Source organism: Parachlamydia acanthamoebae (assembly GCF_000875975.1).
GTDB lineage: Bacteria > Chlamydiota > Chlamydiia > Chlamydiales > Parachlamydiaceae > Parachlamydia > Parachlamydia acanthamoebae.
The window spans coordinates 323,238-346,338 of sequence record NZ_BAWW01000008.1 but is presented as its reverse complement, the minus strand read 5'-3'; the positions used below and the strand labels follow the sequence as shown (position 1 = coordinate 346,338).

Genomic DNA, 23,101 nt, shown 5'->3' with positions numbered 1-23,101 from the left:
AATACATGACGATTTCACTTTATGCTTTGCACGGTTTTTTGGGGCTTCCTTCTGACTGGGATACCTTTAAGTCTTTAAAGCAAGCAACCCACTTGCACCGAGTAAATCTTTTTGATCACGCTTTTTACGTAAAAGGAAAAGGATTTAAAAGTTGGGCAGAATCGTTTAATGCGCATATTCGGGAGAAATATCAAACTTCGGAACGCGTTCTTCTGGGATACTCTTTGGGTTCTCGCTTAGCCATGCATGCTCTCTTAGCATCTCCGACCCTGTGGTCGGCAGCTATTTTAGTCGCAGGCAATTTAGGTTTGCACAGTGAAAATGAAAGAACGAGTCGAAGAGAAGCGGATTTGCGTTGGGCCGAAGATTTTAAGGTAGGACAATGGGAAGATTTACTACTCAAATGGAATGCTCAGTCTGCTTTCGGAGGCTTTCCTTCCCATTTTAGAAGAAACGAAGAAGCATTTTCTCGTGAACAGCTCGTAGATGCTCTGATGACTTGGTCTCTAAGCAATCAGGACAATTTGAAAGCTCAAATTCAATCCCTGAATATACCGATATTGTGGATTGTTGGAGAAATGGACGTTAAATATGTGCTCATGGCTCAAACACTGAACTTAAAGCATCCCAAATCGATAGTTTTGACTATTTCTGAGGCTGCCCATCGTGTTCCCTGGGAAAGGCCTGTAGAATTTGAATCACATGTCGTCAATTTTTTAAAAACATTATAACGTAAGGATCATCATGCCAATAGAAACTATGCTGTGGAAAACAGTTAAAACGTATGAAGATATTAAATTTGAAATGACGGAAGATGGAATTGGAAAAATAACCATCAACCGTCCACATGTTAGAAATGCCTTTCGTCCAGAGACCATCATGGAGATGCAAGAGGCTTTTGAATGCTGCCGTAATCATCCCGATATTGGAGTCATCATTCTGACGGGTGAAGGTAAAGATGCATTTTGCTCGGGCGGCGACCAAAAAATTCGTGGAAGCGAAGGATATGTGGGCAATGATGGAGTATCTCGCTTAAACGTGCTCGATTTACAAAAGCAAATCCGCTCAATACCAAAACCGGTCATTGCAATGGTAGCGGGTTATGCTATTGGGGGGGGACATGTTTTACATGTGGTATGTGATTTAACGATTGCTGCAGATAATGCCAAATTTGGACAAGTCGGTCCGAAAGTAGGATCATTTGACGGAGGTCTTGGAAGTAGCTATCTGGCACGAATTGTTGGACAAAAAAAAGCGCGTGAAATTTGGTATCTGTGCCGTCAGTATGATGCACAAGAAGCCTTAGATATGGGATTGGTGAATCATGTCGTTCCTTATGAAGAATTGGAAGAGGTTACAGTGGAGTGGTGTCGAGAAATTCTTCAGCATTCACCTTTAGCTTTGCGTTGCTTAAAGAGTGCTTTCAATGCAGATTGCGATGGTCAAATTGGTTTACAAGAGCTTGCTGGGAATGCGACGTTGCTCTATTACATGAGTGAAGAAGCTCAAGAAGGCAAAAATGCTTTTCTAGAGAAAAGAAAACCTGACTTTTCACAATTTACACGTCTCCCTTAACCTATCGATAGGGCATAGCTTGTCTATGCCCTGCAAATTGAGGAATATTTCTTATGTCTAGTAAAAATTTGGCTGCGCAACTGGAACAGATGCGTCCTTGGATTTTGACGGCACGTCCTAAAACCTTGGTGGCATCCTTTGTTCCGATGTTTGTTGGCACATCTTTAGCTGTAGGGGTGACAAAATCTTTTGATGGGTGGATCGCTTTTTTTGCCCTTCTATCTGCAATTTTTATTCAAACAGGAACAAATCTCGTAAATGATGCGTTAGATTTTCAAAAGGGTGCAGATAATGAAACTCGTTTAGGTCCTGTGCGGGTCACACAATTGGGGTTATTAACCTCTCAACAAATTTTATGGGCGGGATTATTGAGCTTTTTTTTAGCTCTTCTTGTGGGGATCCCTTTGGTTTTAAAAGGAGGCTCTATCCTTTTGCTAACACTGATGGTTTCAGCCATTTGTGGTTATTTGTACACGGGAGGTCCATTTCCTTTGGCTTATACAGGATTGGGGGATTTGTTTGTGGTCATCTTCTTTGGATGGGTGGGAACTTGTGCTGCCTTTTATCTGCAAACTGGGTATTTAAGTGTGCTAGCTTTGCTTGCCGGAACTCAAGTCGGATTCCATTCTACGGTGATGATTGCGATCAACAACTTGCGAGATGTTGTGGGTGATGCCAAAGTCAATAAACGGACATTAGCTGTTCGATTTGGAAAAGCATTCGTCCGAAAAGAGATTATTTTTTTGGTTTTTTGTCCGTTTATTTTGAATCTTGGGTGGGTAATTGCAGGATTTTACGTGGCAGCGATTTTGCCTTTGATTCTGTTGCCATTGGCCGCCCGTCTTATTCAGGATGTCTGGAAGACAGAACCTAGTTCTGTCTATAATGGATTTTTAGCCCGAGGAGCTTTGCTGCATTTGCTTTTTGGCACGCTCCAAGGAATCGGATTACTTTTATCTTAAGGCTTTTCATTCACTTCTGTAAGAGCAGGTTTTGCTGTCAGGTACGAAAAGAGTGCGATGCTTAGTAAGCTGGCGGCGAATCCTGGGACCATGGGAGGAACAGGGAGCTCAAATAAATGGCGATTGATTAAAGGCCATGTTCCTGCCGTGACACCTCCAAATATGATTCCTGCAATAGCTCCCTGTCTATTCGCATGCTTCGAATACAATGCGGCTAAAACAAGCGGCCCAAAAGAGCATCCTAATCCAGACCATGCATATAATACTGTGTCGAGAATCGATGAGTTATTGCTAAATGCAATGCTCAAAGAAATAAGAGAAATGACGACGACTCCTATTCTTGAAACAAGTAACAGTTCTTTCGAAGATGCGTGTGAACGGAACATGTGCTTATAGAGATCTTCACTCAGAATTGAACCACAAACCAAGATTTGAGAGTCCATTGTGGACATATTAGCCGCTAGGATGGCGCAGATAATAAAAGAGGCTGTAAATGGATTAAATAAGCTTTGCACAATGTCAATAAACACAAGCTCAGAATTGTCTAATGGATCATTAAAAAAGCCGATGGCGATAAATCCAATTGCAACAGAACCGGCCAGGGCGATAATTTGCCAAGACATTCCTAAATATTTGGATTTATTGATTTCTTCAGGATTTCTAATTCCCATAAATTTAGTTAAGATATGAGGCATTCCAAAGTATCCTAATCCCCAGCCTAAAACGAGAAAAATAATGCTGAAATAAGATTCCGTCGAATTTTTATGAAAGAAACCTAAATGAATATCTTGAGCAGCTGCTGCCTGAGCGATCGTTTCTAGTCCATTCGGTAATTGTAAATATGCCATGATCGGAACAAGTACGATGATGAAGAGCAAGAATAAAGCTTGAAAAAGATCAATCCATGCAATGGTTGTAAAGCCACCAAAGGATGTATAAAAGACAACCACGAACATCGCAATGGTCAAGCCAACGTAATAATCAATTCCAAAAACGGATTCAAATAAACGGCCCATAGCGATCATTCCTGCCGATAAATAGCATGTCAGGAAGATCAAAGCCATAGAGGCTGTGAGAAGACGGATAATTCCACTGCGATCATTAAAGCGACTTTCAAAGTAACTCGATAACGTAAAGCTATTATATTTTTCCGTTTCTTGGCGTAATTTTTTGGCGATATACTGCCAATTTAAAAACATTCCAAGTAAAAGTCCAAATGCAATCCAGGATTGAGATAAACCGCCAAGCATAATGGCCGCGGGCAGTGCCATAAAAAGCCACGCACTCATATCACTGGCATGTGCAGATAAGGCGGTTAACCAAAAGTTTAAAGAGCGATTGCCTAAAATAAAGTCAGCAGAGGTTCGCAGCCTTTGGTGTGCGACCACACCGATTGCAGCAAGAATGACGAAGTAGGTAAGAAAGGCGGATAAAGCGTATAAGTCCATAAAATTTCACGTTAGAGTATTGGTATCTTAATTTTTCAAAGCTTAAAGGGTGCATTTTTTTGCATTTGAAGGAAAAAAGACACCAACTTTGAAAGTTATATTTTTGATAATTGTTATGGATTATTTACACAAAGTCAAGAGATATTTCTTTTTAAGAAAAATAATTTTATGTGTTTGCGTGTTTAGTTATTATATTTATATGTTTTTAGTGTGTTGTTTATTAAAAACAAAAACTTTTTATGTTCAGAATAAAAAATGATTCTAAATATGATTGAAAATTGCTTGCCCAAAACCAGGTAAAAAAACATTTTGTTTGGCTGAGAAGGACTGCATCCGGTTGACTGATTCTCGTTTTAAGTTTTTGAAATGGTAATATTGAGGTCATTTTGATACTATCATCACAAAATAATGACTTAAGATATTTAAAGTTTGGAGTCCAAAATGCCCCTAAGTGCAGTGCGACAAGCTTTTCAAAATCCAGATAATTTCTCATCTCATGGCACGATTGTTTATCAGCGCAATGGTGAAAAAGTTTTGCCGGTTGGAGAGCCGCCTCTTCTGAAAAGTGAAAAAAAAATTTCTGCTGCAGCAATTTTAAGTACGATTCAGAAAAATATGCGAAATCTATCCCTGGAAGATGCGATCTTGTTTCGGGACATTGCAGCTTACATTGCACGTCAAAAAAATCAAAAAATAGATCAAAATTCGACACATCCCCAAGCGATTAAACGCATTTTCTCTCGTTTGCAAAACTTTTTTTGGGGATATGGCTTTCGAACATCCAATGAAATAAACGAAAAAATCCAGAAGTATATGGGAAATCAGATAAAAAATTTAGAAGAGCGAAAAAAAACATATGAAAATCCAATGTTAAGATCGATTCATTTAGCGAGATAGTTACTTAAAGTATTTAATAATAGATTTATAGAATACATTTGTGGTAAACTAGTTGTAGTAATAACTCTTCGGTTTAAAAAGAAACCTTGAGCGTAATGGACTAGCTTTTACAGCCTGGAATGGCTTTTTCTGTTGCTTCAATTTTGAGCGCCATTCAAAAGAATATACAGAATCAATCTCTGGACGATGTTGTTTTTTTTACATTGCATATCAAAAAAAATAAGAATCCAATGCTAAGCATCGATTTCCTGACTTTCTTTAATTCAGGTGATTTTGTACCATAAATAAGGAATGAATTGCTATTCCCTGTAATCCTAGGAGAAATCATGAACAAAGCAAAAATTGTAATCATTGGCTCGGGTCCTGCTGGATATACTGCAGCCATTTATGCTGCCCGTGCAAATCTACAACCCGTTCTATTTGAAGGGTTCTATTCTGGTGTTGCGGGAGGGCAATTGATGACGACGACTGAAGTCGAGAATTATCCTGGATTTCCTCAAGGCATTACAGGCCCTGCTTTAATGGACAGTTTTAGGAAACAAGCACTTCGGTTTAATACGACTTTATTAAGTGAAGACGTCGAATCTGTTGATTTTAGTCAACATCCTTACGTCGTGCGTGGAACAAAAACGACTTATCATGCGGACGCTGTCATTATTTCAACTGGTGCTAGCGCCAATCGCTTAGATATTCCCGGTGCTAATGAAGGGGAATTTTGGCAAAAGGGCGTCACAGCTTGTGCGGTATGTGATGGAGCAATGCCTATTTTTAGAAATAAGGACTTGTATGTGATCGGTGGGGGAGATTCTGCGATTGAAGAAGCCTTATATCTGACAAAATTTGGAAGTAAAGTGTACATCGTGCATAGACGTGACGAATTGCGTGCTTCCAAAATCATGCAACAGCGCGCAAAAAATCATTCGAAAGTTGAAATCCTTTGGAGTAGTGTCATTGAGCGCATTGAGGGTGATGATATCGTTAGGCATGTCATTTTAAAAGATTTAAAAACGAATCAAGAAACTAAGCGAGAAGCTGGTGGCGTTTTTTTTGCTGTCGGGCACACTCCCAATACAGCCTTTTTAAAGAATCAAGTCGATCTTCATGACAACGGCTATATCAAAGTGAATCCAGGAACTTGCCAAACGAGCAAGGAACTTGTTTTTGCGTGTGGAGATGTGCAAGATCATGTGTATCGACAAGCGATTACAGCTGCCGGATCAGGTTGTATGGCTGCCATTGAAGCAGAGAGAGAACTTTCAGCACGGGAGCATATCTAAAAATGCGAAAACTAGTTGTTTTCTCATTTTTCCTTTTGTGTTGTTTTTCTATTTCGATTAGCGATGCGTTGGATTTTTCTCCTTGGTATGGTCGTAATTTGGAAATTCAAGGCCGTCTGAATAACCGTATTCAAACGTATGGCTCTGTCAATGCAAAAGGCTCCAGTCACTACTCTTCAACCGATTACTTTTTAGATGGGAGTTTATCGATTCCTGTTCTAGATCATTTGAGCGGTGAGATTGAGTGTGGCTTTCTAACAACACGCCGTCATAGTTTTAGCTTTGATCATTTGAGCTTGCTCGCCCGTTATTTATGGTGGAATGATGCCATTGGCGATCGGTTAAGTCTCGTGACTGGAGTGGTGATTACACAAGTTTTTAAGCAGGGTTTACACGACATCAGTGTTTTCCATCATGGTGGTTTTGAGATAGAGCCAAATATTGCATGGGGAAAAGAGATGAGCTGTGAAGAATTTTGGACGTCTCGTTGGTGGGGATTATTTGGCGTCGGAATTGCTGACCATGGGGCGCCTTGGATTCGTGCAAATCTGCAATGGGAAAATAATCATTGGGATCAACATCAGTGGATCGTTTTTGTGCGGTCTTTGTGGGGGTTAGGACCTGGCAATTTACATGTGGATAGATTTCACGGATATGGAGGTGTTCAGCATCAATCCGTTGATTGTGGCGCTAAATATCAATATCTGTTAGAGTCCTCAGCCACGGTTGGTCTAGAGTATGCGATTCGAGCATATGCTCACAACTGTCCGAGTGCGGCAAGCCAATTTGTTCTCTCCATTTTTTATCCTTTCGGCGTCGGAATATAAGAGCATTAGAGGCCAAACCAACTGTGTTGTTTGGCTTCATCCGTCCAAATCGCAACAGCTGTTGCGTATGCTTTGCAGTGACTAATGGAAATGAGAATTTGTGTGTTTGGTGGAAGCTGGAGCTCCAATGCTGCGGATAAATGCACGTGGGGTTTTCCAGAAGCATCATTCAAAATTTCAAGATCTGTCCATGAAACATGTGCGCCGAAGCCTGTGCCAAATGCTTTGACAATCGCTTCTTTAGCGGCAAAACGTCCGGCAAAATTGCGTGCCGATTCTCGGTGTTTTAGGCAGTAAGCTTGCTCTTGAGTGGTGAAGATACGGTCAAGAAATTTTTGACCGTATTGCTCAATATTTTTTGCAATGCGCTGAACCTCAATAATATCATTCCCAATGCCCAGAATGGCCATTTTTCAATTCTCCGCAAGCAAGAACTTTACACAGTAAAGTAGTTTTTAGGCTTAATTTCAAGGTCTGCAAGATTGTGCATCGGAAGATCTGGTGTTGCCAGTTGATCGTCAGATGCGTTGCAAAAGATCATGCGGCCAGATGCCGTGTGCTTAACTGATAAAACGTAGGCTTTAATCTCTTCCCCAATAAATTCTGCCCCTCCATTAACCACCACCATTGTGCCATCCTTTAGATACCCAACTCCTTGGCGGGGTTCTTTTCCGTATCTTTGAATTTTGATTGTGAGGCATTCGCCTGTTTGTGTCATAGGCTTCAAAGCATTAGAAAGGAAATGCATATTAATGATGGGTGTCTCATCGGGGGACTGCTGTGTACGATTCATATCAGCAGTTAAAATTTTGGCTGAAAGTGTTGTTGCAAGCTGATTTAATTTTGTACGTGTATCAATATCAGAAAAATCCATCTCGGAATGACGGAGATTCAAATGGGGGATAGTCTCTAATTTTTTGATGATTTCCAGAGCCGTGCGTCCTTTTGCTTTGCTTTGTTCATCGATTTGATCGGCAAGCTGTTGTAGGTCGCGCAAAATAAAAGAAGGGATGATCAGATGGTTATCTAAAATACCGGATGCGGCTAGGTCGATGATTCTTGGGTCCATGAGGGCGGAAGAATCAATTAAGATGTTAGATGTGTAGCTGATGCTTTCTTCTTTCTTTTTCCATAAGGACTGTAGTTGGAATTTGGAAGCCGTATGAAAAAGGGTGCTTATGCTAAAATAAATTGAAATTAGAAGGAGGCTGGCTTTAAGTAGTATGGCTGTGTCTGCAGTCATGTAATGAGAAAGCAATGGATGGAGAATTGTCCACAGGGATTCACCCATGAAATTTCCGAGTACAACACCCGCCAGAGCAAGGGCAAATTCAATGATGCCAAAACGTTTTAAAGCTATTTCAAGTCCAATTAAAATGAAGCTAGCTGCAAGGCCTCCTAGAATTCCTATGGATGTATTGACGAGTGGTGAAGAATTAAGGGGGTGGGTTGTGACATAAACTAGGGCAATAAGAACAGAGAGTGCCATAAAAAATGCGCGGATACATACGTGAGAAATGCTCATCATGTTAATTAAGTCCTCTTAATTTGTCAGTCAATCTTTTGTTGTATTCTGATTCACTATGTTGTTACGGCTTTGCTAATTTTTTTCTGATTTTTAGTTCTCCATATTAAGGCGAAAATGAAAAATCGAATCTCAAGCATTACTCGCACCAAAAATACGCTATTCCCATGTGGTTTTTGAAATCTGGTTTTCTTATGAAAACGAGGTGGGCACGAAGAATAGCAGAAGGCTAAGCGGTTTTGCGGATAAGTCTAATGTGTTTTAAGATTAAACAATTGACTTGATGATGGCAGCCAGACCATCATCAACATGGTATAATTGAAGGCTCTATTTTTTGTCTATATATTTAAAAAAATAATAGGCTGGAAAATTATAAATAAAACTTTGTGGATTGGTAGAGAAGAGCTTTACCCAATCATTGGTTATTTGAAAGGAGCTTTTTCAGGTTGTTTTTTGATGAAACGTAAAATGCTTTTCTACTTGTTGTCTATTTGCGAGTCATCTAACATCGCTATAGTATTCAGGATTCAACGACTTTATATCGTTGATGTATGTTAAAACCTATTTAAGGAAGATTATGTTTAAAGTCAGCCATAAAACTTTAATTGTTATTTCAGGTTCAATGTGGATCGGAATTGGAGTTTTTTTATTGCAGTTAGGATTGGGGTTTTTAATGGACGCTGTACAATCTTTGCTTTTGCAAGCCGACGAGGGATATCCATTAATGAGTCAATTAAGTGTTTTAGGGGAAGTTAAAATCGCCGCTTTGGTGCTTGTGCTATTGAGTCTTATCACAGGATTCTTTAAAGGTCGAATGGTTTTAAAAAAGACTGTTATGCGGAATTTGCTTAGAATTAAAAACTTTCCTGATCCAACAAGTCTTCTCAATATGTATAGTAAGGGTAATTTATTCTTGATTGTCGGAATGATGGGCCTTGGAGTTCTGATGCGTCTTTCAGGAATTTCTTCAGATGTGCGTGCTTTCATTGACATTGCTGTGGGATCGGCTCTCATTCAAGGAGGCGTTTACTACTTAAGATCGGCCCTTCCTCGCATGGAGCACATTTGATTACTTATGATAGCGAGAGCCCTTGGCTATTTCAAGGGCTCGATAAATTTGCTCAATCAAAACAAGACGCGTAATTTGATGTGTAAAAGTTAAAAGAGAGAGGCTAATGGCCTCTTTATTTTGTTTAAGGGAAGCGGGGAGTCCATCAGCTCCTCCAATGACAAAAGCTAAGCGGCTTCCTCCTTCCTCCAGCTTACGCATGAGAAATGTAGAGAATTGCTCACTAGAGAAAACCTTTCCATTTGGATCTAGGCAAATGACAAGAGGCTCTCGGCTAACGAGTGCAACGAGCTGCGAGTCATCTTTAGCCCACACCCATTCAATTTCAGCTACACCTTGCAATCTTTTTTGGTATTCTTCAATTGCGGCGTGCAGCCATGTTTCTTTTGTTTTGCCAACAGATAAAATTTTGATTTTGAACATGGGACTATTAAGTGGCGTTTTTAAGAGCTCTTTGGATTTTGCGCGTATCTTCTTTTTCCCGAATCGAATCGCGCTTGTCAACGTTCTTCTTTCCTTTGGCAGTGGCAATGCGTACTTTAACTCTTCCATTTTTTAGAAAAAAAGCGAGAGGGATAAGAGTTAGTCCTTTCTCATGTGTCGCTTCTTTTAAACGTAAGATTTCGCGCTTATGCATCAATAGTTTGCGTTGGCGCCTTTCTTCGTGATTATGCACGTTCCCATAGCGGTAAGGGGCGATGTTGCATCCGATGAGCCAGATTTCATTATCGAAAATTTTGACATACGCTTCTTGAAGGCTTCCTCCGTTATCGCGTAATGATTTGATTTCGGTCCCCAAAAGGACGATGCCTGTTTCAAAAGTTTGTAAAATTTCGTAATTAAATGTGGCGCGACGATTGGAAACGAGGTCTTGCTTTTGGTCACTCATAAAAGACTCTGCTTTGGGGCTTGGTTAATGGCAGGAAGTTTAATGGGACGAGTAAGCTTGTATTCTTTCTCGGTATTTAAAATTCTGCCTTAAATGCTCATTTAGAATTTTTGCGTTACTTATAAATACTATAGGACAAAACAGTAAATAATGCTATGATTTCCTCATTTGAATGTTTGTCCATAAAACTTGTCCCATTAATCGTTTGTAGGGACTTTAGAGCTTAAGTAAGGAAAAAAACATGAAGTTTGTGATTTCTACGCAGGAACTGAATTTTTTGATCAATAAATGTCTAAACATCGTTTCACAAAAAGCGACTATTCCCATTCTTTCCAACTTTCTGATGGAAGCAAAAAATGGGGAATTGATTTTAACAGCTACAGACTTAACCGTCGGTATTCGTTGCCATACTGAAGCGAAAATCCTTGAAGAAGGGGCAACGGCATTACCTGCAAAGCGATTTGCGCAATTGATTCGAGAGCTTACAGCTGTAAACGTTGAAATTGCAACGAATGATAATGAAACGACTCAAGTGAGTGCGGACAGCTCTCGTTTTAAACTGCATGGAATGAATAAAAGTGAGTTCCCGTCTCTTCCACAAATGGATGGAGCTGTGCAGTTTAAGATCCCAGAGGGGGATTTAAAAGACATGCTTTTCCGCACAGCTTTTGCAGTCTCTCGAGATGATAATCGCTTTGCTTTAACGGGTGTGTTTATGCAAATTATGGAAGGAAAGGCTATATTTGCTGGAACAGATGGAAAACGTTTGTCTCGAACCCATCTTTCTTTGGGTTTGGATGTGGCATTTAATGGAAATTATATTATCCCCATAAAAGCTGTGGAAGAAATCTTAAAAAATCTTTCTGATAATGGGGAAGCCACCGTTTATTTGATGCATGATAAAATTGCGATAGAAGCTTCTAATACCATGTTGGTTACAAAGTTGCTTTCGGGAGATTATCCAGATGTCAGTCGTGTGATTCCTAATCAATTAGAAACCGTTCTAAGCCTTCACCGCGAAGAGCTGATCACCCTTCTTCGCCAAGTCTCCCTGTTCACGGCCGATACGTCCCATTCCGTGCGATTTACTTTTAACGAAGGAGAGCTTCGCTTAGCTGCCAATACCATGGAAATTGGAGAGGGCAAAGTCAGCATGCCGGTGAATTATACAGGGCCTCGTTTAGAAATAGCCTTTAATCCGATTTATTTCTTAGATATTTTGCGACATAGCAAGGGAGAAACTGTGACGATGGGATTAACAGATCCTTTCAATCCAGGTGTAATCACGGATAAAGAAGGCGTTTCGCAAATTAACTCATCAGTGAGTCCTTTGTTTGTTTTGATGCCGATGCGTTTAAATGAAGATGCATAAGTGGCATGTTTTTACATACACTCCATTTGCATCAGTTTCGCTCTTATCGAGAAGCTAAGTTTACATTCTCTCCATCCATAAATCTGATTTGCGGACCTAATGCAATTGGAAAGACGACCATTTTAGAGGCCATTCATTTTCTAATGACTGGCCGTTCTTTTAGAACCTCACAAATCAATGATTTGATCCAAAAAGGAACCTCTTATTTTTCCATCGAAGCCAGTTTTATCAAGCAGGGAATAGAGCAAAAGCTAAAGATTTTCTACAATGGGAAAGAACGAAAGATCGTTCTAAATCAAACACCCTATTATTCTTTTACTCATTTATTAGGAATGTTTTATGGTGTTTGCATGAGTCCTGATGATTCTGCCCTTATTAAAGGGGCGCCTTTAATGCGACGCTCTTTTTTGGATTTGCAACTTGCTCAGAGTGATCCCTTATATGTACATAAATTAACCCGTTTTACTCGCGCCATGCGCCAGCGTAACTACCTGTTAAAAGGGAAGAATTTAGCCACCATTGAAAGTTGGGAATATGAAATGGCGCATGCTGCCTCTTACCTTACTTTTAAACGCGAAGTCCTTGCAGCTCAATTGCATCAAAATGGTCAGCAAATCTACGAGCAATTAAGTGCTGGTCGGGAGAAGTTAGGTGTTGTCTACAAAACAACAGCTCCGCGAAGTGCTTCTGAGGAAATTTTAAAAAATTATTATTTAGGACAATTCCAAAAACTTCGCAAAAGAGAAAGTGAATTGGGCTGTACTTTAATTGGTCCACACAAAGATGATCTCAATTTATGTTTAGATGATAAAGAAGCGCGCTATTTTGCGAGTGAGGGACAGCAGCGGAGTTTTGTTGCGGCTTTGAAATTAGCAGAATGGAGTTCTCTTAAAGCTGTTACAGAGGAAAATCCTTTAATGCTAATTGACGATGCCGGAATGAGTTGGGATGCATTTCGCAAAGCAAAGTTGTTAAAATACATTGAGGGATTGCATCAAGTTTTTTTAACCACGACACAAGATTTGCCAGATGACGAAGCCCCGGCATCCCTCAAACGTATTATTCGCTTAGCTTAGGCGTAATCATCGAGAATATGATAACCGTAAGAAGTAATACAAAAACAGCGTTTGCCCGCATGTGTTCCAGTTGAAACAATGCCACCTTCTGCCAGATGGTGGAAAATAAATGTTTCTAGAAAATGGATTTCTTCGTCAGAGTAAGTTGGAAGCATGTACTTCCATCTTTTTCCTTTTGGGATAAGTTCGATATTCTCTGCGTGACCAATCGGAGCAATAAAGCTTTTTAAGAAATCTTCATAATAAACCCATCCATTTTTACGGACCGATTTCAGGAATTTAAGTATTTCACGTGTATCTTTGTCGAAAAAATGCGATTGTGTGTCAAAAAATCGGATGAGAGACGTTTGATACACGACTAAAGCTTGATGTTCGAGATCTTTTTGCAGCCATTCGATCGATTTAGGATGTTGACGCAAAAATCCTTCATCTTCAAAAGCAAGATCTAATTGAATGATTTTTTCTAAAAGATGCGAAAGATAAGTTTTTGAGGTCACAAGGGACGGAATGTGAGGCAATAATTCGATCACTTTATCGTGTAATGCAGAGAGGGAAATTGGATTTTGGCCTAGATAACGTGTCAAAACAGTTAAATCGTGCACAAAGCCAAAGGGGCAGGGATGGCGATTCTGAATTTGGTCGACATCTTTAATCTGAGGAGGATTGGTGGTCTGTTTAAATGAAAGAAGCTCACTCCACTCATGGAATGGGATTAACATTTCTTCCCAGTTGTTTCCTTTTCGTTCATATTTCGAGCAGCATAGAAGATTAAATTCCAGCCGCATGACACATTCTGCAAATTCTTTTTCTTGCAGTTGGTACTTATTTTTTAGAAATGAACTGGAAAGAGAAAGAGAGGGCGATGCAAAAACCTCAGAGGCGATGGCATGGAGAAGAGGTTCTTCCACTTCAAGCTCACTCACATATTTTTCGTAGATTTTAGGGGTAAGTAAGTGTTTATCGATAATTGAATGAATAATATGGGTGGATGTTTTGGGAATAGTATACCACACCGGGAGTAGATGAATTGGAACTTGATTTAATAGACCTTGTAAAAACTCAATGGAAGGTTCAAAATCTGTGCTAAAACGAGAAATATGCAATTCATAGTATTTGCGCATTTCTTTATTAATGAGAATTTTTTTCCCTTGAATCTGCAGCAATTTTAATCGTGCGAATTTTTCGAGAGAAAGAATCATGTCTTCTTCAAGAATATCTAGTTCATCTTCAATATCTTGAAAATTCATGGTCAAAGAACCATTTAAAATCACATCTAATAGATCGATTTCTAATGGAGAAAAAGAAGCCATCTGTAAGCGGTTTTCTAGGTCTTTTTCGTAGGAATAATCATTTAAACTTACTTTAGCTTTTTTTGGCTGTGGCTTTAACATAAATCAATCCCGCTTAATTAGGCATTATTAATGCAGTTTAAATTATTATCGTTGGTCTCTTTTGCGTTTTGTTTCGATTGTTGGTTTTGTTAGTGTTTAATTTAAATCTGCTCTGTGGTTTATTTGAAAGTTTAAAACAGAATTATATTAAAAACAACAATAAATGTAAGTAATTTAATCAAATTATTTATTATTAAATCGTGTTTTATTTATAATAATAAAGAGAAGGAGGCTCAGAATCATTTTTAGACGGGTGGGAAGAAAATTAAGAAACATTCTATTCATGCTTTTTTGATCCTCGCTAAAAAAGATACGAAAAGAATCGAGAAATTGGTAAATATAATGAAAGGAATGCATTCTTAGAATAGATTAAAAATTTGGAGGTTGTCATGTCAGACATGCGCAAAAGAAAAAATACTTCAAGTGGCCAAGCAGAAATGAAATACGAGAAAACAGTTGAAGAAGTTGCGAATGCTGTTGCTGACAGTATGAAGGATGACTATCAAAATGATTTAGAGCCTTTTGAGCTTTATGCAGAAAGAATCAAGGCTAAAATTCATTCTGAAATGGATGATTTTCGAGAAAGATTAGCAAAAGGCTATCAAGTTTTGCTTGATGAAGTTAAAAAACAATAAGTTTTAAAAATGGTTGGCATATGGATCGAATGGAAGAATTTCAAATCCCGAAAGATGTGATCAAAAAATTGAAAAATGTGGATCTCATACGCCAAGAAATGTCTGAGGGGAAAAATTTAAAAGACATTATCGGTTATACGGATGAAACCATGGAAAAATTCTATGGTGCAGCATACCGTCTTTTTCAGGCAAAAGAATATGAAAAAGCATCTGATGCTTTTTTATTTTTAACAACGTTAGATCCCCAAGTCCATAATTATTGGTTGGGATTGGGCATGTCTGAGCAGTTAAAAAAGGAGTATGAAGGAGCCTTAGTGGCTTATGGGATGGCTGTAATGACTGAAATGAGTAATCCCGTGCCTCATTACCATTCTGCTTCTTGCTACTTGGCAGTAGGAGATGATGAAAATGCCAAAGCATCCCTCTTACTTGCCATTGAATATGCTGGAGAACAGGAGCATTTTTTCAAAATTAAGCAACAAGCCGAAAGTGCGCTTACTCAGCTTTCAAAATGATTTAAGTGTGCGCGATTTAAGCTGCATGTATCTCAATGCTGCAGCTCCTAGCACGCAAAAATCGATCACAACAAATAAGAAGTAATAGAAATTTCCTCCCGATCCAAAACCATAGCTGTGAAGTCCTGTTCCAAGTATGTAATTCACTCCATACCAGGTAAAAATAATCGATTGCATGCCCACTATTGAGCCAAAGGCAAGACCGAATCCGCCGATATGATTAAAACGATGGAGATGAATCCAAAAAATATAAACACAGCTCGAGATAAAAGCCCAAGATTCTTTGGGGTCCCAGTCCCAAAAACGGCCCCAGCTTTCAGCTGCCCATACCCCCCCAAGTAAAGTTCCTGGAATTAAGAGAGCAGTCCCGACATACATAGAGTTTAGAATCAAAGGCTCCAATTTCTTAGCCCAATCTCTGTTTGTAAATTGAAAAGAGTAGGCATACAACGAAAGATGCCCTAAAATGCCGCAAAGAAGGAAAAAACTATAGCTACCTACAATCATGAGCACATGAATAATAAGCCAGTATTGGGAGTCGAGAACCGCTTGCACATTTTCTAGCCCAATATTCATGCGTGTGGTGGAAAGCAGAATAAGGAGAGGGATTGCGACGAGGCAGGATCCAACCATCATGACATAGTTGCGGAAGAATTGGTAAAAGAAAAAACTAGATAGGACTGCGATCCAAGGGACATAGAGTACCGTTTCAAACATATTCGAAACAGGGGGTCTTTGTAAGATATAACAGCGTAAAGCTAGAAGGCTTGTATGACAAATCAAGCCCAAAATTGTTCCTCCCAAGGCGATTTTTGTCACTCGTGTATTCTTTAAAAAATACGCCAAGAAAAAACAAAAAATAGAGCTTGCATAAAAAAAGACGGTCCATTCAAGCAGAGGAAAAGAATAATAAAAGGATTCGGCACGCAAATGTTGAAGGGAAGGGTAAGAGAGCTGTTTATCGGAGCCCTTGCGATAGATGGTGTTTTCGATGCTGGAGTAGCCTTCACCTAAGCCATTCGCTAATTTTTGAAGGTCATTGGTAAGATAAGCCTCTTGAATATTTTTAAATATCGAGTCGGAGTAAAGTGTAAAATTGGGAATCGGTTTTAAAAGACCTGTTTCAGAATCAAATACTTGCAAACCTAATGCAGTAAGAGATACCCATGTTCCTTTTGGTGTTTTTAAAGGTAGCATTTGAAATTCGTTTCCGCTCTCAAGCACTCTATTTAATAAAGGGAATTTTTCCTCCAGGAACAGGGTGATTTCTTGTGAGGTTAGATGATTGTTTTGCAAGGTCTGGATGATAGGTGCCAAAGATTGTCTTTCTTGTCCAAATTTAGCATATCGATCCAATCGTTTAAACAAGTCTAAAGCCTCATCGGCAATTTGGGGATCGATAGATTCCCCAGCATTCAAGATCAATCCTTCTGTCAGATGTTGCCAAGGAGCTTGCTTGGGTGCTGACATCACGAGGATATTTTTTCCTTGCTGCTTGACCCATAATCCCTGTGAAAGCGAGGTCAATTCAATCGAGGTAGATTTGTTGTTGCTTTGAGCATCACGATAAATTTTGGGAATTAAATGTCGCATAACTGCTAAGTTGGTCTCTGCGCGTTGAAAAAGGGCTTGATTGATTTCTTCGTAGTTAAATAGAGTTGTTTTAGACGAAAGACCAAGTGCTGTTTTGAAGGCAGAAGAATCTATTTTGAAGAGGGATTGTTTATCGAAACTTGAGTGGCCAGAAACGAAAAGATTCCAGAGCATTTCTTCTTTTGGGCTCTTGTGAAATAGATCGAGCTGTGAGAGAATTGTATAAGCTTTTACGGGACGAAAGCGGCCCTGATATAAAACCGGAAGTTCTTGAAAATCAAACTGGTTAATATTCGTGGCCCCAATATGAGTTGTCATGCAGATAAAAAGTAACAAATATTTAACAAATTGAAGTTTCACAACTCTCTCCTTTTAAAGCTTTTTCAAAATCTAGTGTTCTTTAAAAAAAATGTAAAGATAAGTTTGTTGAAAATATTATTAAAAAAAAATGAGGTTTGGTATAGCTAAGGAATAGGAGGAAGTAAAGATGCTTAATCAAAATCAATCTCAAAATGAAAAGAAATTAAGAGAAAGACAACAGAAAAATTTACCCAAAATTGTTTTAAATTTATCTGCTTTAATGAAAAAAAAGAAACATGCAAGATATACACAGGCTCCAAAAAAGCAGGCAGCTATCGCGCATCAATCCTTAGAAAAAATGGGTAAATTTTGGAAAGACGTGCGTGACGCAACAAAATTTCTCATGGAAAAATCCAAAATGCTTGCAAATTTAAATAAAAAGAATCGCTAGCTTCCAAGCATTTTTGGCATCCATTCATTGGCATCTGTATGATTGCCCTCGCAGTCAGCATCAATGAAGAACATCCTTTATAACCCTTTGCCTTCAGATTGACTTTACATACAAAAGTTTTTGTGGTCTTGAGGATAAGTGCAAAATCCACATTTTCTTTTCTTTTTTTTAATGATTTGCTGTGCTAAAAAGGGCTGAAAGTCTAAGTTTAGTGTTTTTTTGAATTCTAAAAGGGACTCTAGGAGAGTATGCAATATGGTTAAGTTCAAATCCCTTTTTTCATTTATCTTGATCTTTTCCGTATTTTCTTTATCTATTTTTGCTGATGAGGCCCAGACACCAACCTGGGTCTGGTTGAAAGGGCATTTGGATAAAGATGTTTTAGATCAAAGAAAAACTGCAATTGATCAAGCTGTTCAGGAAGGTAAGCGGCAATTTATCTTGCTTGTTGATTCTTCTTCTGGTGATTTGGTTGAAGCTTTTAATTTAGCCAAACGTTTTTACGAACTAAAAGTCGAAAAAAAGATTTCCATTACTGTTTATATAGAAAATAGTGCACTTGGACCCGCTGCCATATTTCCGTTCTTGGCTGATTCAGTCTATTGTTCTTTCTTTACATCTTGGGGAGATGTGGCTTTAGGATCGGAATCTGTACTTCCCAAAAATATCCTTAGAAATCGTGTTGTCAGTCTTGTGTTACCAGATAATCCCCATTTTCAGATTTTGCAAGTACTTGCTTTAGGGATGTCAGATCCATCCATCCAAATTGTGGACGAGGCAGGATGGAAGCTTGCGGAAGATGCCAGAGGGGATAAAAGCAATCTGATTTCTTCTCCCGGTGAAGCGTTGGTTGTCAACCAAAATCAATTGCAAGTTTTGGGATTATTGCAGGGGATTCTTTCTCCGGAAGCCTTTAAGCAAAAAATGGGATGGAAAGAAGTTTCCAGTCATACATCTGATCCAAGTTCTATGACAATCTCTCCTTTAGAGATCTCGCCTCAATCTTTTGAAGAAAGTCTTAAGCAGCATATTCAAGTTAATGCTAACGGAACGAATCAAGTGGGTTTGATTACGATTGATGACCGTACAAATGGGATTAATCAATCTACATGGATTTATGTGAAAAATGCTTTAGATCACTACAAAAAGAGTCGACCTAGCTTTATTATCTTGGAACTGAACACTCCTGGAGGAGAAGTTTTTGCGGCACAAAAGATTTCGGATGCTCTTAAAGAGATGGATACCCAGTTTGGGATTCCTGTTATCGCCTATATCAATAACTGGGCGATTTCAGCTGGAGCCATGTTAGCGTACTCGTGTAGATACATTACTGTGGTAAAAGATGGGAGCATGGGCGCTGCTGAACCCGTAATGGCTAACGAAAGTGGACAGATGCAGACAGCCTCAGAAAAAGTGAATTCTGCCTTGCGTGCAGACTTTGCTAATCGCGCCCGCTTTTTTGATCGAAACCCCTATATAGCAGAAGCGATGGTTGATAAAGACATTATCTTAGTTTTGCGACATGGAAAAATCACTAAACTGGATCAAGAAAATCAAATTCGAACCACGGGAACAGATCCAGATCGTGTCATTAGCCCTAAGGGAAAGCTCTTAACGCTCAATTCGAATGAATTAATTGAGTTTGGTGTTGCGGATTTGCAATTATTGCCACAAAAACTTCCAGAGGTGACGTACCATGAGAAAGAGATTGGACAATGGCCGGCTTCCAAAATGTCGCTTTTCCAATATCCGTTTTTTTCATCAATTCCTCAGGCCACAATTGATCAGTACCACATGGATTGGAAAACGCAACTCTTTGTTTTTTTAAGTAATCCAGTCGTCTCATCAGCCTTATTTTTAGGGTTGTTAATGGGCGCCTATATGGAGTTCAGTACTCCAGGCTTTGGTCTGCCGGGATCTATTGCGTTGATTTGCCTATTTTTAATCATTCTTTCAAGCTTTGCCTTGGAAATTGCGAGCTGGCTTGAATTGTTTCTCCTTTTAGCTGGCGTGGGAATTGTTGCTCTTGATTTATTTGTGCTTCCCACGTTTGGTTTAATTGGCATTTTTGGAGTTATTTTGTTTTTGGCGGGCCTATTTGGCTTAATGCTGCCCGGTGCAGGATCGATGGATTTTGAATTAGATACAGGAACCTTTAATGCAGCAGGCGAAGCTGTTATGAATCGACTGGCCTGGCTTTCCGGAACTCTTGTGGTTGGAATAGGGCTAATGATTCTTTTGGCTAGGTATGTGACACCCTCATTTTCTGGATTTAATCGATTTGTGCTGAAAGGGCATGAGCAAGAGGGATATCAAGCTTTCAGTTCCGAGCTTTTACCCCAGCCTGGTAAAACGGGAAAAGCAGAGACCACTTTAAGACCTGCTGGCAAGGTGATCATTGATGGGAAATATTACGATGCGATTTCTAGTGGTTCATTTATAGAAAAAGGAAGCCCGATTCATGTCATTGGTTTTGACAGTGGGACCCTTTTGGTAGAAGAAGAGAGTAAAACATGATTTCGATTTTGCTTTTATTGATTGGCCTTTTCTTAATTGTTTTAGAATTTTATCTCCCAGGAGCAATCATGGGGATCTTAGGTGCTATTGCCATCTGTATTAGTATTGTCATGTTTGCGGTATCCTCACAATCGACATGGGAATCACTCTTATTTTTGATTGGAGCTGCCGCTCTAGTTGTGGGAGTTTGCAAGTTTATGTTATGGAAAATCCCACGCAGCCAATCGGGCTTCAGCATTTATTCCGATCAAGATCAATCAGGTTATCAGGCCTCCACCTATGACAGTAGCTTATTAGGAAAACGCGCGATTGCGTTTACAGACTTAAAACCGGGGGGATTAATTATCCTTGAAGGAAAACGTTTACAGGCCATTTCTCAAAGTGGGTATTTGATAAAAGGAACCGATGTCTTAATTATCGGTGGTGAAGGAGAAAGTTTAATGGTCAAAGTTTTCAACCATACCCCTCTAAATCCAATGACACATAAGGAAGTATGATTATGCACCTTTTAGCAGCAGATATTAGTCTTGAACTCTATATCCTCTTTATTTTTTTAGGTATCGTTGCCTTCATTATATTGGGGATTTTGGGAAAATTTATTAGCCTTTGGTTTCAGGCGTTTGTTTCTGGAACTCCTATTGGCCTTTTCAACATTATTGGAATGAGCTTGCGTAAGATTCCTCCAAAGTTAATTGTTAATGCACGTATTAATGCTTATAAAGCAGGACTAAAGGATATTTCTGTGGCAGATTTGGAGACGCACTTTATGGCTGGTGGCCATGTTGCAGAAGTTGTTGAAGCAATGATTGCTGCCGATAAAGCAAATTTAAATTTGGATTGGCGTCGTGCAACTGCTATTGACTTGGCTGGACGTGACCTTAAAGCTGCCGTTCAAACATCTGTGAATCCTAAGGTAATCGACTGCCCAAGTCCAGGTGGCTATAGTGTTGGGGTCGCAAAAGATGGAATTCAAATTAAAGTGCGTGCTAGGGTGACGGTTAGAACAAACATTGCCCAGCTTGTAGGTGGGGCAACTGAAGAGACAATCATCGCACGTGTGGGTGAAGGAATTGTGAGTGCTATTGGTGGATCGGATACACATTTACAAGTTTTAGAATCTCCACAAAGAATTTCTAAAGTTGTGCTTGAGAAAGGATTAGATTCTTCTACTGCCTTCCAAATCTTATCTATTGATATTGTAGAAATGGATCTGGGAGAAAACATTGGAGCTAAACTGCGTGCAGCGAAAGCTCAAGCAGATATGCAAATTGCTCAAGCAGAAGCTGAAAAAAGACGTGCCATGGCTGTTGCGCAGGAACAAGAGAATATCGCCAAAATTAAAGATATGGAAGCCAAGCTTGTGGAAGCTAAAGCTTCAGTCCCTCTTGCTATGGCACATGCTTTTGAGAAGGGAAATTTGGGGATTATGGATTATCAACGCATCCAAAATATTCAAGCCGATACAGATATGCGTACCTCTATCGCTCAACCTGAAGAAAAAGACAAACCAATAAGATAACATATGAATTTCATCGAGTTTCTTGGATTTATCATTGCGCTGTTTGCGATGACTTTTCTCTTTGCGAAAAGAGTCTCAGAAGAGAGAAGGCGTCGCCTGCACCCTGAAGAGTTTCAATATGAACAAGATGAACAGGAACGAGCGGTTCAAGAATTGCTGGAGTCACTAAACATTCAAGTGGAGACTCCAGCAAAAAAAACTCCGCCCAAGCCTATACCTGCTCCAAAAATCCATAAAATTAAAGCAGCTCAAACTCAGGCGAGTGAAAATTTAAGAATAAAAGAGTTGTTATCTTACCACCCCCACCTAAAAAGAGAGGCCTCGCTGGCTCAAAAATTAGTCCAGCAGGTTCCTTCAGCAAAAGATATGGTGATCTATCATGAAATCTTGAGTGAACCAAAAGGGTATAAGAAATTTTAAGCATAAAATCTCTTGAGGTTCAGGTGCTTTTCTTAGTATAACAAATGGGGTTTCCTATAGTTGACTAACTTGATTATCTGGAATTTAACCATGCGCAAATTTTTATCTTTTTGCTATTTACTCACAATTTGTACTTTTCCCTTTCTTTGCGTTGATACGTATGCGTCTGAATCACATGCCGAATTGATTATAAATCGACAGATAATCAATCACAGATTTGGACTTCATGCTATAGGCATCCACCTTACGATTGATGGAAAAGAAGTTCCGTCTCCCAAGATGATTAAAGATGAAATTAATATTTTTTTAACCAGCTATCCAAACCAAGAGGATTATTGGGAAATCGTCAATAAAAAGCTGGTCATTTATCTAGCAAATAAATATTCAAGCATCGAGCAAATGCAAAGTATTTTCTCTGTGGAACCTGATTTAATAAAGCCCTTCAATCGAAAAAGTATTGTTTCATTAAAAAATCAGCAGGTTGAGCGAGAAGCTTTTTTATTTACTATTGCCAATCAGACAATTCAAAATGATCTTGCATCTATTGAAGTTGAGATGGAGTATAAGCCAGAGGTGACAGTAAGCGATTATATTAATTTTTTTGCTGTAAAAGATGCTATCCAGGCCTATTTTAGAGAAAATTCTTCTTTAAATGCTTCGGAATTTGATTTGTCCGAAAGACTTGCAAAGCACTTGTTGATAATTTTTCCCAATGTTCAAAGCTTTGGCATTTCTTTAAATCGGGCATTCGATAGCAATGATTCCGCAAATTACTTATGGAAAACCAAAGTTTTTCACTCAGATTTGGATCTTAACAAATTTTTGGAGTAACTTATAGTGGGG

Annotated in this window: 24 protein-coding genes; 17 read left to right on the top strand and 7 right to left on the bottom strand. The window is 39.1% G+C overall.

The window, feature by feature from the left end:
* Positions 1–5: 5 nt before the first annotated feature.
* From AOM43_RS05555 to menA, 3 genes are read left to right on the top strand one after another with little or no spacing between them, the layout of a single operon-like run.
* Positions 6–731 carry an alpha/beta fold hydrolase gene (locus tag AOM43_RS05555; protein WP_013925312.1) on the top strand — a complete coding sequence of 242 codons (726 nt, stop codon included), beginning with the start codon at positions 6–8 and terminating at the stop codon, positions 729–731.
* A 13-nt stretch (positions 732–744) separates the two neighbouring features.
* A complete protein-coding gene (gene menB, locus AOM43_RS05550) occupies positions 745–1,575 on the top strand; it encodes a 1,4-dihydroxy-2-naphthoyl-CoA synthase (protein ID WP_059359352.1) in 831 nt (276 codons plus the stop codon).
* A gap of 53 nt (positions 1,576–1,628) precedes the next feature.
* Positions 1,629–2,537 (top strand): 1,4-dihydroxy-2-naphthoate octaprenyltransferase, encoded by a 909-nt coding sequence (gene menA, locus AOM43_RS05545; RefSeq protein ID WP_059359349.1) that lies wholly within the window; start codon positions 1,629–1,631, stop codon positions 2,535–2,537.
* On the opposite strand, the gene AOM43_RS05540 is transcribed toward menA, so the two are convergent.
* Entirely contained in the window at positions 2,534–3,985 is a 1,452-nt protein-coding gene (locus tag AOM43_RS05540) for a sodium/proline symporter (protein ID WP_013925310.1), read from the bottom strand. The genes menA and AOM43_RS05540 overlap by 4 nt on opposite strands.
* Before the next feature lie 441 nt (positions 3,986–4,426).
* Between AOM43_RS05540 and AOM43_RS05535 the strand changes: the two genes are divergently transcribed.
* The 3 genes from AOM43_RS05535 (at position 4,427) to AOM43_RS05525 (ending at position 6,986) form a co-directional block, all read left to right on the top strand.
* Positions 4,427–4,882, top strand: a complete 456-nt coding sequence (locus tag AOM43_RS05535) for a hypothetical protein (protein WP_006340031.1) — start codon at positions 4,427–4,429, stop codon at positions 4,880–4,882.
* A gap of 326 nt (positions 4,883–5,208) precedes the next feature.
* Positions 5,209–6,159: a thioredoxin-disulfide reductase gene (trxB, locus tag AOM43_RS05530; RefSeq protein ID WP_013925309.1), complete on the top strand. Its 951-nt coding sequence runs from the start codon at positions 5,209–5,211 to the stop codon at positions 6,157–6,159.
* Between the two features lie 2 nt (positions 6,160–6,161).
* On the top strand, positions 6,162–6,986 hold the full coding sequence (locus tag AOM43_RS05525) for a hypothetical protein (RefSeq protein ID WP_006340034.1): 825 nt from the start codon (positions 6,162–6,164) through the stop codon (positions 6,984–6,986).
* Between the two features lie 5 nt (positions 6,987–6,991).
* On the opposite strand, the gene acpS is transcribed toward AOM43_RS05525, so the two are convergent.
* Together acpS and AOM43_RS05515 are read right to left on the bottom strand one after the other, a co-directional pair.
* A complete protein-coding gene (gene acpS, locus AOM43_RS05520) occupies positions 6,992–7,396 on the bottom strand; it encodes a holo-ACP synthase (RefSeq protein WP_006340035.1) in 405 nt (134 codons plus the stop codon).
* Between the two features lie 26 nt (positions 7,397–7,422).
* Complete coding sequence (locus AOM43_RS05515; RefSeq protein WP_006340036.1) at positions 7,423–8,514, bottom strand: PIN/TRAM domain-containing protein; 1,092 nt, start codon at positions 8,512–8,514, stop codon at positions 7,423–7,425.
* Between the two features lie 574 nt (positions 8,515–9,088).
* Between AOM43_RS05515 and AOM43_RS05510 the strand changes: the two genes are divergently transcribed.
* On the top strand, positions 9,089–9,580 hold the full coding sequence (locus AOM43_RS05510) for a hypothetical protein (RefSeq protein WP_006340037.1): 492 nt from the start codon (positions 9,089–9,091) through the stop codon (positions 9,578–9,580).
* On the opposite strand, the gene AOM43_RS05505 is transcribed toward AOM43_RS05510, so the two are convergent.
* Both AOM43_RS05505 and smpB read right to left on the bottom strand, forming a co-directional pair.
* Positions 9,581–10,084: a 23S rRNA (pseudouridine(1915)-N(3))-methyltransferase RlmH gene (locus AOM43_RS05505; RefSeq protein WP_226987410.1), complete on the bottom strand. Its 504-nt coding sequence runs from the start codon at positions 10,082–10,084 to the stop codon at positions 9,581–9,583.
* Complete coding sequence (gene smpB, locus AOM43_RS05500; protein WP_006340039.1) at positions 10,011–10,469, bottom strand: SsrA-binding protein SmpB; 459 nt, start codon at positions 10,467–10,469, stop codon at positions 10,011–10,013. The genes AOM43_RS05505 and smpB overlap by 74 nt, the downstream gene beginning before the upstream one ends.
* Positions 10,470–10,710: 241 nt before the next feature.
* Between smpB and dnaN the strand changes: the two genes are divergently transcribed.
* Together dnaN and recF are read left to right on the top strand one after the other, a co-directional pair.
* The gene (dnaN, locus tag AOM43_RS05495) at positions 10,711–11,841 is read left to right on the top strand and encodes a DNA polymerase III subunit beta (RefSeq protein WP_006340040.1); all 1,131 of its coding nucleotides are present in this window, start codon (positions 10,711–10,713) and stop codon (positions 11,839–11,841) included.
* Between the two features lie 5 nt (positions 11,842–11,846).
* Positions 11,847–12,917 (top strand): DNA replication/repair protein RecF, encoded by a 1,071-nt coding sequence (recF, locus tag AOM43_RS05490; RefSeq protein WP_013925308.1) that lies wholly within the window; start codon positions 11,847–11,849, stop codon positions 12,915–12,917.
* Here the strand turns inward: recF and AOM43_RS05485 are convergent.
* On the bottom strand, positions 12,914–14,308 hold the full coding sequence (locus AOM43_RS05485) for a hypothetical protein (protein WP_006340043.1): 1,395 nt from the start codon (positions 14,306–14,308) through the stop codon (positions 12,914–12,916). The genes recF and AOM43_RS05485 overlap by 4 nt on opposite strands.
* Before the next feature lie 389 nt (positions 14,309–14,697).
* On the opposite strand from AOM43_RS05485, the gene AOM43_RS05480 reads away from it, so the two are divergent.
* Together AOM43_RS05480 and AOM43_RS05475 are read left to right on the top strand one after the other, a co-directional pair.
* Complete coding sequence (locus AOM43_RS05480) at positions 14,698–14,943, top strand: hypothetical protein (protein WP_006340044.1); 246 nt, start codon at positions 14,698–14,700, stop codon at positions 14,941–14,943.
* Between the two features lie 20 nt (positions 14,944–14,963).
* Entirely contained in the window at positions 14,964–15,458 is a 495-nt protein-coding gene (locus AOM43_RS05475) for a SycD/LcrH family type III secretion system chaperone (protein ID WP_006340045.1), read from the top strand.
* Here AOM43_RS05475 and AOM43_RS05470 read toward each other — a convergent pair.
* Complete coding sequence (locus AOM43_RS05470; protein ID WP_059359345.1) at positions 15,450–17,411, bottom strand: cytochrome c biogenesis protein; 1,962 nt, start codon at positions 17,409–17,411, stop codon at positions 15,450–15,452. The two genes, AOM43_RS05475 and AOM43_RS05470, sit on opposite strands and share 9 nt — an antisense overlap.
* A gap of 127 nt (positions 17,412–17,538) precedes the next feature.
* On the opposite strand from AOM43_RS05470, the gene AOM43_RS05465 reads away from it, so the two are divergent.
* The 6 genes from AOM43_RS05465 (at position 17,539) to AOM43_RS05440 (ending at position 23,089) form a co-directional block, all read left to right on the top strand.
* Positions 17,539–17,802 carry a hypothetical protein gene (locus AOM43_RS05465; RefSeq protein ID WP_006340047.1) on the top strand — a complete coding sequence of 88 codons (264 nt, stop codon included), beginning with the start codon at positions 17,539–17,541 and terminating at the stop codon, positions 17,800–17,802.
* 255 nt (positions 17,803–18,057) lie between these two features.
* Positions 18,058–20,319: an NfeD family protein gene (locus tag AOM43_RS05460; RefSeq protein ID WP_059359343.1), complete on the top strand. Its 2,262-nt coding sequence runs from the start codon at positions 18,058–18,060 to the stop codon at positions 20,317–20,319.
* Positions 20,316–20,816: an NfeD family protein gene (locus tag AOM43_RS05455; RefSeq protein WP_006340050.1), complete on the top strand. Its 501-nt coding sequence runs from the start codon at positions 20,316–20,318 to the stop codon at positions 20,814–20,816. The genes AOM43_RS05460 and AOM43_RS05455 overlap by 4 nt, the downstream gene beginning before the upstream one ends.
* Entirely contained in the window at positions 20,813–21,838 is a 1,026-nt protein-coding gene (gene floA / locus AOM43_RS05450) for a flotillin-like protein FloA (protein ID WP_006340051.1), read from the top strand. Before AOM43_RS05455 ends, floA begins: the two co-directional genes overlap by 4 nt.
* A 3-nt stretch (positions 21,839–21,841) precedes the next feature.
* Positions 21,842–22,258 (top strand): hypothetical protein, encoded by a 417-nt coding sequence (locus tag AOM43_RS05445; protein ID WP_006340052.1) that lies wholly within the window; start codon positions 21,842–21,844, stop codon positions 22,256–22,258.
* Between the two features lie 90 nt (positions 22,259–22,348).
* Positions 22,349–23,089, top strand: a complete 741-nt coding sequence (locus tag AOM43_RS05440; protein ID WP_013925303.1) for a hypothetical protein — start codon at positions 22,349–22,351, stop codon at positions 23,087–23,089.
* The last annotated feature ends 12 nt before the right edge of the window (positions 23,090–23,101 follow it).

Coding starts and splice junctions, on each gene's coding strand:
- AOM43_RS05510 (WP_006340037.1), top strand. CDS start 9,089: ATGTTTAAAGTCAGCCATAAAACTTTAATTGTTATTTCAGGTTCAATG.
- AOM43_RS05555 (WP_013925312.1), top strand. CDS start 6: ATGACGATTTCACTTTATGCTTTGCACGGTTTTTTGGGGCTTCCTTCT.
- AOM43_RS05515 (WP_006340036.1), bottom strand. CDS start 8,514: ATGATGAGCATTTCTCACGTATGTATCCGCGCATTTTTTATGGCACTC.
- acpS (WP_006340035.1), bottom strand. CDS start 7,396: ATGGCCATTCTGGGCATTGGGAATGATATTATTGAGGTTCAGCGCATT.
- AOM43_RS05485 (WP_006340043.1), bottom strand. CDS start 14,308: ATGTTAAAGCCACAGCCAAAAAAAGCTAAAGTAAGTTTAAATGATTAT.
- menB (WP_059359352.1), top strand. CDS start 745: ATGCCAATAGAAACTATGCTGTGGAAAACAGTTAAAACGTATGAAGAT.
- dnaN (WP_006340040.1), top strand. CDS start 10,711: ATGAAGTTTGTGATTTCTACGCAGGAACTGAATTTTTTGATCAATAAA.
- trxB (WP_013925309.1), top strand. CDS start 5,209: ATGAACAAAGCAAAAATTGTAATCATTGGCTCGGGTCCTGCTGGATAT.
- recF (WP_013925308.1), top strand. CDS start 11,847: ATGTTTTTACATACACTCCATTTGCATCAGTTTCGCTCTTATCGAGAA.
- AOM43_RS05445 (WP_006340052.1), top strand. CDS start 21,842: ATGAATTTCATCGAGTTTCTTGGATTTATCATTGCGCTGTTTGCGATG.
- AOM43_RS05480 (WP_006340044.1), top strand. CDS start 14,698: ATGTCAGACATGCGCAAAAGAAAAAATACTTCAAGTGGCCAAGCAGAA.
- AOM43_RS05440 (WP_013925303.1), top strand. CDS start 22,349: ATGCGCAAATTTTTATCTTTTTGCTATTTACTCACAATTTGTACTTTT.
- smpB (WP_006340039.1), bottom strand. CDS start 10,469: ATGAGTGACCAAAAGCAAGACCTCGTTTCCAATCGTCGCGCCACATTT.
- floA (WP_006340051.1), top strand. CDS start 20,813: ATGATTATGCACCTTTTAGCAGCAGATATTAGTCTTGAACTCTATATC.
- AOM43_RS05455 (WP_006340050.1), top strand. CDS start 20,316: ATGATTTCGATTTTGCTTTTATTGATTGGCCTTTTCTTAATTGTTTTA.
- AOM43_RS05475 (WP_006340045.1), top strand. CDS start 14,964: ATGGATCGAATGGAAGAATTTCAAATCCCGAAAGATGTGATCAAAAAA.
- menA (WP_059359349.1), top strand. CDS start 1,629: ATGTCTAGTAAAAATTTGGCTGCGCAACTGGAACAGATGCGTCCTTGG.
- AOM43_RS05535 (WP_006340031.1), top strand. CDS start 4,427: ATGCCCCTAAGTGCAGTGCGACAAGCTTTTCAAAATCCAGATAATTTC.
- AOM43_RS05540 (WP_013925310.1), bottom strand. CDS start 3,985: ATGGACTTATACGCTTTATCCGCCTTTCTTACCTACTTCGTCATTCTT.
- AOM43_RS05460 (WP_059359343.1), top strand. CDS start 18,058: ATGGTTAAGTTCAAATCCCTTTTTTCATTTATCTTGATCTTTTCCGTA.
- AOM43_RS05465 (WP_006340047.1), top strand. CDS start 17,539: ATGCTTAATCAAAATCAATCTCAAAATGAAAAGAAATTAAGAGAAAGA.
- AOM43_RS05525 (WP_006340034.1), top strand. CDS start 6,162: ATGCGAAAACTAGTTGTTTTCTCATTTTTCCTTTTGTGTTGTTTTTCT.